Origin of the sequence: Streptomyces caeni (assembly GCF_042678285.1) — a bacterium.
GTDB lineage: Bacteria > Actinomycetota > Actinomycetes > Streptomycetales > Streptomycetaceae > Streptomyces > Streptomyces caeni.
This window is the reverse complement of record NZ_JBHUDX010000030.1, coordinates 228538-237510: the sequence shown is the minus strand read 5'-3', so window position 1 is coordinate 237510 and position 8973 is coordinate 228538. Positions and strand designations below refer to the sequence as shown.

6 protein-coding genes and 2 pseudogenes are annotated in these 8973 nt (G+C 74.2%); 1 reads left to right on the top strand and 7 read right to left on the bottom strand.

What is annotated here, in order from left to right:
• Positions 1–190 (bottom strand): annotated as a pseudogene (locus ACFSL4_RS13640) (hypothetical protein); the annotation flags it as partial.
• 47 nt (positions 191–237) lie between these two features.
• The gene (locus ACFSL4_RS13635) at positions 238–498 is read right to left on the bottom strand and encodes a transposase (RefSeq protein WP_381082141.1); all 261 of its coding nucleotides are present in this window, start codon (positions 496–498) and stop codon (positions 238–240) included.
• Between the two features lie 66 nt (positions 499–564).
• Here ACFSL4_RS13635 and ACFSL4_RS13630 point away from each other — a divergent pair.
• Positions 565–888, top strand: a pseudogene (locus ACFSL4_RS13630) (biotin transporter BioY); the annotation flags it as partial.
• 370 nt (positions 889–1258) lie between these two features.
• On the opposite strand, the gene ACFSL4_RS13625 reads toward ACFSL4_RS13630, so the two are convergent.
• From ACFSL4_RS13625 to ACFSL4_RS13605, 5 genes are read right to left on the bottom strand one after another with little or no spacing between them, the layout of a single operon-like run.
• Positions 1259–3574 carry a lantibiotic dehydratase gene (locus tag ACFSL4_RS13625; protein WP_381082139.1) on the bottom strand — a complete coding sequence of 772 codons (2316 nt, stop codon included), beginning with the start codon at positions 3572–3574 and terminating at the stop codon, positions 1259–1261.
• 54 nt (positions 3575–3628) lie between these two features.
• Entirely contained in the window at positions 3629–3889 is a 261-nt protein-coding gene (locus ACFSL4_RS13620) for an acyl carrier protein (RefSeq protein ID WP_381082137.1), read from the bottom strand.
• Complete coding sequence (locus ACFSL4_RS13615) at positions 3886–4938, bottom strand: threonine ammonia-lyase (RefSeq protein WP_381082134.1); 1053 nt, start codon at positions 4936–4938, stop codon at positions 3886–3888. The genes ACFSL4_RS13620 and ACFSL4_RS13615 overlap by 4 nt, the downstream gene beginning before the upstream one ends.
• Positions 4935–6422: an amino acid adenylation domain-containing protein gene (locus ACFSL4_RS13610; protein ID WP_381082131.1), complete on the bottom strand. Its 1488-nt coding sequence runs from the start codon at positions 6420–6422 to the stop codon at positions 4935–4937. Before ACFSL4_RS13610 ends, ACFSL4_RS13615 begins: the two co-directional genes overlap by 4 nt.
• A complete protein-coding gene (locus ACFSL4_RS13605; RefSeq protein ID WP_381082128.1) occupies positions 6410–8773 on the bottom strand; it encodes a lantibiotic dehydratase in 2364 nt (787 codons plus the stop codon). The genes ACFSL4_RS13610 and ACFSL4_RS13605 overlap by 13 nt, the downstream gene beginning before the upstream one ends.
• Between the last annotated feature and the right edge of the window lie 200 nt (positions 8774–8973).

Below are 8973 nucleotides of genomic sequence, written 5' to 3'. Positions count from 1 at the left end.
ACTGCACCTGTGTGGTGCGATGCTCTGGCTCCGAAGCATCGCACCACACTCGTGATCCGAACTCCAGACAGGACCTAGAGGTCTTCAACTCCCCCAGCAGAAAATTGATGCGGGCCTTCAGCCCCTTGGACGGCTCCCGCATGAACGCCTCCCAGCCGGCCCGCTCAAGGGCACCATCGATGTCCCCCACTGGTCACCTCCCGTCCGTGAACAGGCTGTGACCGTAACGCTGGGGGATCAGGCGGGCGCCTGCAGCGGGAACGAGGTCCACGACCAGGCACTCGCCCACACCGGAGGCCGTGGTGGCGCCGGCTCGGCCACCAGCCGGTCCGACGACGGCGACCCGTTGCGCCGTGCCCGCGAGACCCAGCTGTGCAGCGTCCCGGAACGGATGCCCAGATCCTCGGCCACCTCCGGGATCGGCTTCCCGGTCTCCGTCACGATCCGCACCGCCCCCTCACGGAACTCAGCGTCGTAGACGCGCTTCCTGGATGCCATGACCCCCAACCATCCCTCCGGTCACGGTCTCCACAGTAGGAGGGGAGCCTCACCGCCGGAGTCCCCTGGTTCGCGGGCCACGCCCACGGCGCGGGCGGCCCGGCCTTCGGCTACGTCATCGGCTTCGTCCTCGCAGCCGCGCTCGTCGGCGAACTCGCCCGCCGCGGAAACGACCGCAGCGTCGTAGGCACCATCGGCCTCATGGCACTCGGCAACACGGTCGTCTACCTGGTCGGAGCGACCTGGCTGGCCATGGCCGCCGGCCTCGGCCCGACACGGGCTGTCGCCCAGGGCGTCACCCCGTTCCTCGTCACCGACGCCCTGAAGATCGCCGTGGCGGCGGGACTGCTCCCGCTGGCCTGGAAGGGCGTGACGCGGACGGGGCGCTGAGGGACCGGCGGCGGCCCGCCGACACGAGCGCTGCGGTTCAGTGGCATTCCCGCGCGAGCGGTGCAGGAGCGAATGCCGTCGCCCGGGCCGCCGCAGAGCGGACCGCGCGCCACTCGGTGCCAGCTCCGACCAGGTGGTCCCGGGCGCCGGAGCAGCGCCCAAAACCGCCCGCCCAGGCGGCTCTGCGGCGTTGCTCCGGCGGTGTGCACCGCTTCCGCCGCCACGCCGTGGTCCGGGTCGCGGCGACCGCCCGTGCGCCGGCCACCGGAGACGGGACCGCGCGGACCCGCATCGGCGCACCCGGCGGGCTCGGGAGGCCGTACACGCCCAAGGCCATGGGCAAGGGCGGCCGGCCCGTGCGAGCCGTCGGTCACCCGCCTGAACTGGTCTCGCAGGCCGACGGCGCTCCGTCCGTGTCGAAGGCGACGAATCTCAGCTCCGACGTGTAGCGCCGGCCTTCGTCGTCCGTGAGCCAGGTCTGTTCCGGGGTGGGCAGCATTTCCGTGAAGGTGACCGTGGCCGTCGGGTCCTTGCGGGCCGCACGGCGCAGCGCCTTGGCCAGGATGGTGACGTAGACGGGGCTGTCGAAGTCGGCGTAGAACGGGCGGGGCTCGGCCGGGGAGACGACGAACACATAGCGCGGCAGGCCGAGTTGCGCGCGCCAGTGCCGGGCGCGGACGAAGCGCCTGGCCTCGTCCTTGTCCTCGGCGAACTCCGCGTCAGCCGCGCGCAGTCGCCAGGTCTCCCGGGCGACGACCATCCGGTCGACAGTGACCCGGGGGGTGTGGTCCGCCGGCGGGAGGAGCTGGAAGAGGTCCATCGACAAGGTGGTCAGGACATGGGAGAAGACGTCCACCGCCGGGAAGAGCGAACCGTCGGGGAGCCGGACGACGAGGGCGCCGTCGCGTTCCTCGACCCGGGAGTCGGCACTGCGCACGATCCGGGGACCTGCGGGATCCGCGGTGAAGTCGGTGAGGGCCACCTGATGGTCCTGCGGCCGTAGGAGCGCGTGGCGGACCCGCACGGACAGGCGTGCCCGGTGCTCCTTGGGGATCAGCGGCGTGAGGCGCGGGCCGGGGTGGTCTCGGTCGGTGAGCGCGATCAGCTCGGCGATGTCCGGGTGCTGGTGGGTGAACAAGGACGCGCCCAATGTGTTGGCGGCCAGGTGCAGTTCGCCAAGGACGAGGGTGAAGTCGCCCCGGGCCACCGACGCGGCGCCGTCGGCTGCGATCATCACGTCGGGGCTCAGATAGCGGGCCGCCGTCCAGCCGCCGCCCATGCCGCCGAACTCCTGCCGTACCGCGGCCGCGATGTCCGCGGACCGTACGGTCACCCGGCGGACGTCCGCGGGGGCCGCGAGGATGCGCTGCCAGCGTGCGGCGAAGTCACTGTGGAGTTCGCTCGCGGCGGTGCGGGCGGCGCCGTGCAGCACCGGCAGGCACGCGAACCAGAAAGCCGCGAGGTCCACCGGGCCCTCGGCCGCCAGCCGGTCGTAGACGCGACGCGTCTCGGCCGTCACGGTCGCGGCCAGTCGTGCGGTCAGCCAGCCGGCACTGTCCATCAGCAGCCGGAGCGGGCGCAGGGCGTCGAACACGGCCGGGCCGAGGCGGGCGGTGGCGGAGCGGCGGCTGTCGGAGTACACCAGCGCCCTGCAAGGTGCCGTCGACGCGGACTTCTCCCGCACGGCGGCCGTCTCGGTCAGTTCGGTGAAGTCCCGCTCCAACTCGGCCAACGCCTCAACCAAAGCGTCCGCATCGCCGGCCGCGGCCACCCTCGCGCGCCCCCGCTCCAGCCGGTCGAGCGCATCGAGCCCCCGGCGGCGCGGCTGCGGCGCGCCGACAGTGTCGAGCCAGGCCCGCAGGGAGCGGTCGGGGTGGGTGCCGGCGGGCATCTCCAGCCGCCACACCACCCAGCGCCGGGTGACCAGGTCCGACAGGACAGCGGGCACGTCGGTGCCGGGCAGGTCCACAGCAATCGACCGCGCCGGCCTGACACCGTCGCATCGGGCAAGGACCGCCGCCGCCTCGGCAGAAACGGTCACCGACCGCCGGCCAGGCACCCGGACCCGATCGCCGTCCAGCGCCACGAAGGGCACCCGCCGGGGCGCGATCCACTCGCGCAGAGCAGGATCGGCGTCCAAAGTCCTCGCCAACGCGTCGACACCCCAACTCGCCCAGTAGACAGTGGAATCGGCGATCAAGCCGAACCCCGGATCAACGACGGCACCGGGCGCTGCCGCGTCCCAGCGGCCCCAGCCGACCGGGCCGAAGAACCCGATGGTGTCGTTCTTCACACAGAACCGCTGCCAGTAGTGCGCGACAAGCTCCTCACGCTGGCGCGGCATGCTGCTGCGGCTGTCCACCCCCGGCGTCCAGCGCAGGAACGGGGCGATGCCGGAGGCGAGGACGGGGCGGTTCTGCCAGGCCACCGCCTTCCGGAAGGACGGCATGCGGGCGATGTCCTGGAGGGTGCGCGCGGTCTTGGCGGCCGTCTCGGAGAACAGGCGCGCGAAGTCCTCCCAGGCGGCCCCGCCGAGGGGATCGCCTGCGGCGAACTTGTCCGCCGCCTCGGCGAGACCCGCCGGGGCCAGGCGCAGCACTCCGTCGGCGGGGAATCCCGGCCCGCGCAGGGCGAACTGCTCCCACAGCCGCCACCGGCCGAGGGACGGCACGAGGTCTTCGGTCATGGCACGGCACTCCTTGGCGAGCGGGGACGGACGGACGGTGCGCAGACGCGGTGGTCAGGCGGTGCCGTAGTCGGCGTCGACGACCTCGGCCAGGTCACGCGGGGTGGGATAGGCGAAGACCAGGGAGACCGGAACATCCGCGCCGAGGTGTTCCTGGAGGCGCCCGGTGATCTGGAACGCGGTGAGCGAGTCGCCGCCCGCCTCGTAGAAGTCGGTGTCCGCACCGAGGTCCGGCAGACCGAGGACCTCCCGGAAGATGCCGACGAGCAGGTCGAGCGTGCCGGTCGAGGCGACGGTGGCGGTGTTCTGTGTCATGGCGTGTGCTCCTTCGTGGGGAATCCGGTGGGGGCGTGGTACAGGGCGTGCAGGCGGGCGGGAGTGTTGCCGCCCGAGACGATGGCCACGGCCCGTTCGCAGCGGTCGGCCCGCAGCGCTCCGGCCAGGGCGACGGCTCCGCTGGGTTCGGCGTCGACGCCGTGCCGGCGCAGCAGCGCGGTGGCGGCGAGGATCTCGGCGTCGCCGACGGCGATCAGGTCGTCGACGCGGTCACGGATGATCGGATACGGGACCCGTCCGGGGTGCTGCCCCCGCAGCCCGTCCGCGACGGTCGCGGAGGCCGGGAGCCGGACGGGGTGGCCCGCGGCCAGGGAGCGGGCGTAGCGGGGGGTGAGGGCGGGTTCGACGCCGACCACCCGGACCGGTCGGCCCTCGGCGGCGAGGCAGACTCCCGCCAGGAGTCCGCCGCCGCCGGTCGGGACGTAGACCGTGTCGGTCTCCCGTGCGTCGGCGAGCAGTTCTGCGCCGGCGGTGCCCTGCCCCGCGATGACCAAGGGGTGGTCGGAGGACGGGACGAGGAGGGCGCCGGTCTCGCTCGCGAGCGCCCGGGCGCGTTCCTCCCGCTCAAACACGCCTGCGCCCGCCTGGACGGTCTCGGCGCCGAGTGACCGGATCGCGGCGGCCTTGGCGGGGGCCGCCCCCGCCGCGAGGACGACGGTCAGCCGGATGCCGAGCGAGCGGGCGAGGTGGGCGAGGGCGATGCCGTGGTTCCCGGAGGACCCCGTGACGACCCGGTCGGCGCCGAGGGCCAGGACGGCGTTCGCGGCACCGCGCATCTTGAACGAGCCGCCGGTCTGCAGGTTTTCGGCCTTCAGCAGCAATGCGGCCCCACACACCCCGGTCACCGGGCCGGGCAGCAGCGGTGTGCGGACGACGTACGGGGCGATCCGGGCCGCGGCGGCAACCACATCGGCCCCCGCAGGGACGGTATCCGGGTCGGCAGCGACCACTGCGGCGCCGCCGACGGCATCGGTGCCGGTGCCGCGGGGCGCTCCGGCCGTCGGCAGCCGCAGGCCGGTGGTGGTCATGCCGTCCCCCCGGCGACCAGAGCGCGGCGGTCCGCCTTGCCGGCCCGGTTCGTGGGCAGCGTGTCGTGGCGCTGGAAGCGGCGGGGCATCAGATGGGGCGGCAGCGACCGGAACAGATGGGCGCGCAGCGCCGCGTCCGCCGTCGCGGCCAGGTCGCCGGTGACATGGGCGAGCAGGTACACACGACCCCGGTCATCTGTGTGCGGCACGACCACGGCGCCGGTGACGCCCGGAAAGGCCAGCAGCGCCCCCTCGATCTCGGCGGGGTCCACGCGGTAACCGCGGATCTTGACCTGCCGGTCCGTGCGGCCGGCGTAGTGAAGTCCTTCCGGGCCCCACCAGCCGAGATCGCCGGTGCGGTAGAGGCGGGCGCCGGGCGGCCCGAGGGGGTCGGGGAGGAAACACCCGGCCGTGCGGGACGGCCGTCCGCCGTAGCCGCGGGCCACGCCCGCCCCACCGATGTACACCTCGCCCACGGCGCCGTCCGGGACCGGTGCGAGGTCCGCGTCCAGGATCCGCACGAGGGTGCCCGCCCGGGGCGCACCCACGAGGTCGGCGGACGGGTCGGGGTCGGCGGGGACGTTGTGGCGGGTGGTGGTCATGGTGCACTCCGTCGGGCCGTACTGGTTGACGAGCCGGCCGGGCACGAGCGTGCGCCCGCCTGCGGCGAGGAACGGCCGCAGCGACTCCCCGCTGGAGGCGACCAGCGTGACCCCGGCCAGCGGATCGTCGAGCCCCGGCTGTCCGGCCAGGTGCGAGAGGAAGGACGGGGTGACGCTGAGCAGCGCCGTCACCCGGTGGTCGCGCACGGTGCGGGCGAACGCGTCGGGGCGCAGCACCCGGGCCCGCTCCACGATCACCACGCGGGCGCCGGCGAGCAGCGGTGCGAAGGTGTCGCGTATCGAGGCGTCGTAACCGAGCGGCGCCGTCTGGAGGGCGACGGTGTCCGGGCCGAGGCCGAAGGCGCGTGCGGTGTCGCGCAGGTAGGCGTCCAGAGCCTGGTGCTCGACCAGGACGGCCTGGGGCTCTCCGGTGCTGCCGGAGGTGTGGCTGACGTAGGCGAGGGACCGGGGCTCGACCGGTGGCGGTGGTGCGGCGGCCGTGGGCGCGGGCTCGTCCAGCGGCACGGTGGGCACCTCGAGGTTCGGGACGCGGGCGTGCCCGGTGCCGGTCAGCAGCAGACGGGCGCCCGCGCTGCGCACGAAGGCTGCCAGGCGGTCGCGGGGCTGGCCCACGTCCAGGGCGAGGAAAGCGGCTCCGCAGCGCAGGACCGCGGCCATGGCCGCCACGGCGTCGGCGCCGTGCTCGACGGCGACGGCGCACACCGTCTCCGGTCCCACGCCGTGGGACCGCAGGAGCCGGGTCAGTTCCTCGACACGGGCGGCGAGCCGGCCGTACGTCGTCTCGCCGGTGGGGGTCTCCAGCGCGATCCGCTCCGGGTGGCGGGCGGCGTGCGCGGCGATGTCGTCGGCTACCGTGCGCATCGGGACTCCCCCGCGCCGGTGGCGCTCTGGCCGCCCGCTCCGGTGACTGTCTGGTCGACGGCCACGAACCGCAACTCCGACGTGTGGCGGTGCCCTTCGTCGTCGGTGAGCCACGCCTGCTCGGGCGTGGGCAGCATCTCGCTCACCTTCAGCCGTGCCCCTGCGTCCTTGCGGGCGAGCCTGCGGGCGGCCTTGGCAAGGATGGTGACGTACACCGGGCTGTCGAAGTCGACGTAGAACGGGCGGGGTTCGGTCGGGGACACGACGAACACGAAGCGCGGGAGTTCATGCCGCTGCCGCCAGTGCCGGGCCCGGACGAAACGGGCGGCCTCGTCCTTCTCGTCGGCGAAGTCCACCTCCGCGACGGGCAGTTGCCAGGTCTCCCGGGCCACCACCATGCGGTCGACGGTGATGCGCGGGGTGTGATCGCCCTCCGGGCGCAGGGTGAAGCGGTCCATGACACGCTGGGTGAGGGCGTTGGCGTACACGTCGAGCAGGTCGTGGGTGGTGCCGTCGGGCAGGACGGCGACCAGCCGGCCGTCTCCCCGGTCGGTCACCCGGACGTCCGAGCCCAAAACGGTGCGGGGGCGGTGCGGGTCGCCGGTCTGGTCGACCACGGCCACGTAGTGGTCCTCGGGCCGATCCAGCGAAGGGCGGCTGCGGGTGGACCACTTCAGGGGCAGTTCCTTGGGAAGCATGGGCAGCAGCCGGGGCGCGGGGAAGTCCCGGGTGGTCTCGGCGATGAGCCGGCCGCGGTCGGGGTGCTGGTACACGAACAGGGAGGCGCCCATGGTGTTCAGCGCGCAGTGCATCTCGCCGAGGACGAGTTCGACGTCGGCGCGGGCCAGCGCGGCCTCGTCCTCCGCGACGACCAGCACGTCGGGGCTGAAGTACCGCGCCAGCGACCAGCCGTCGCCCGGCTCGTCGAACTCCCGGCGCACCGCCTCTGCCAGTTCGGCGCTGGTCCGCCGTACCCGGCGCGCCCCCGGAGGAAGGTCGAGGATGCGGGCCCACTTGGTGCGCAGTTCCGCCTGCACGGCGTCGATGAGGTCGCCGGCCTCGGGGTGCGGAGAGGGCAGGGTGTTCAGCCACAGGGTGCACAGGTCCACAGGCTCCCCGTCGGCGTGCAGGCGGTCGTACACGGTGCGCAGGCGGGCACGGACGGCGCCGGCGAAGCGGTTCGTCATCCAGCGGGCGGCCGTCAGGCACAGCTGGAGGGGCTCCAGGTGGGCGAGCAGCCCGGCGCCGGCTGTGGCGGTGGCGGAGCGGCGCGCGTCGCAGTACACCAACCCCCGGCAGGGCGCGGTGCGTTCGCCCTTGGCGCGCTGGGCCTCGCTGTCGGTGAGCGCGGCGAAGTCGGTTTCCAGAGCGGTGATCGCGGCGGTCAGCGCGGTGGCGTCGGAGCCGGCCGCGCGCACCGCGTCCCGGCCGCGTTCCAGGACGGCGAGTTTCGCCAGCGCGCGCTGCCGTACCGCCTCGTCGGGGACGCGTTCCAGGATGCGCCGCAGGGCGCGGTCGGGATGCGTGGCCGCGGGCACCTCCAGCCGCCAGTGCACCCAGCGGCGGCGCACCAACTCGGTTACGATCTCGGCCACTTCAGCGGCGTCGAGGCCGAGCTCGGCGGCGATGACACCGGTGTGCCGGGTGCCGTCGCACCGTTGCAGCACGGCCATCTGGCGTGCGCCGACCGGCTGCGCGGGACGCCCCGGGACACGTACCGTGCCGTCCGCGCACCGCGCCAACGACACCCGGCGCGGCGGGATCCAGCGCATCAGGTCGCGGTCCTCGGCCAGTACCTTGGCCAGGGCGTCGATGGCCCAGCCGGAGAAGTACACCTCCTGCGCGGCGAGGAAGCCGTGCCCGGGATCCACGGTGACGGCGTCCGGTGCGGACGTGTCCCAGCGGCCCCAGCCGACCGGGCCGAAGAACCCGATGGTGTCGTTCTTCACGCAGAACCGCTGCCAGTAGTGCGCGACGAGTTCCTCACGCTGGCGCGGCATGCTGCTGCGGCTGTCCACCCCCGGCGTCCAGCGCAGGAACGGGGCGATGCCGGTGCGCAGGACGGCGGGGTTCTGCCAGGCGAGGGCCGCCTGGAAGCGGGGCTGCCCGGCGACCTCCTGCAGCCGGCGGGCGGTGCGGACGGCGGCCTCGGACAGCTCCGCGGTGAAGGCCCGCCACTCGGGACCGGACAGGTCGGTGCCGGGGCCGAACTTGTCGGCGGCCTCGGCCAGTCCGGGCGGCGCGAGGCGCAGCACCCCGTCGGCGGGGAAGCCGGGGCCGCGCAGCGCGAACTGCTCCCACAGCCGCCAGCCTCCTCCCGGCAGTAGAACGGGTGCGTGTTCGTCCGACATCGCGTGCTCCTTCCGGATGGGGGTGCGGGACCTCGCGGCGCGGGCGGCGCGGTGGCACCGCTTCACCGGGCTCCGCGGCCCGCCGCGCGGCCCGGCCGGACGGTGGGCCCGCCGCGCCGGTCGCCGGGCGCCCCGGCCGGACAGCACGGTCCCCCGCCGCGGCCGTGGACCACCAGAGAAGATCCGGCAGCAACGCGCGC

Bases quoted from the DNA above. Each gene is read 5' to 3' on its own strand.
- ACFSL4_RS13635 (WP_381082141.1), bottom strand. From the start codon at position 498: ATGGCATCCAGGAAGCGCGTCTACGACGCTGAGTTCCGTGAGGGGGCG.
- ACFSL4_RS13625 (WP_381082139.1), bottom strand. From the start codon at position 3,574: ATGACCGAAGACCTCGTGCCGTCCCTCGGCCGGTGGCGGCTGTGGGAG.
- ACFSL4_RS13620 (WP_381082137.1), bottom strand. From the start codon at position 3,889: ATGACACAGAACACCGCCACCGTCGCCTCGACCGGCACGCTCGACCTG.
- ACFSL4_RS13615 (WP_381082134.1), bottom strand. From the start codon at position 4,938: ATGACCACCACCGGCCTGCGGCTGCCGACGGCCGGAGCGCCCCGCGGC.
- ACFSL4_RS13610 (WP_381082131.1), bottom strand. From the start codon at position 6,422: ATGCGCACGGTAGCCGACGACATCGCCGCGCACGCCGCCCGCCACCCG.
- ACFSL4_RS13605 (WP_381082128.1), bottom strand. From the start codon at position 8,773: ATGTCGGACGAACACGCACCCGTTCTACTGCCGGGAGGAGGCTGGCGG.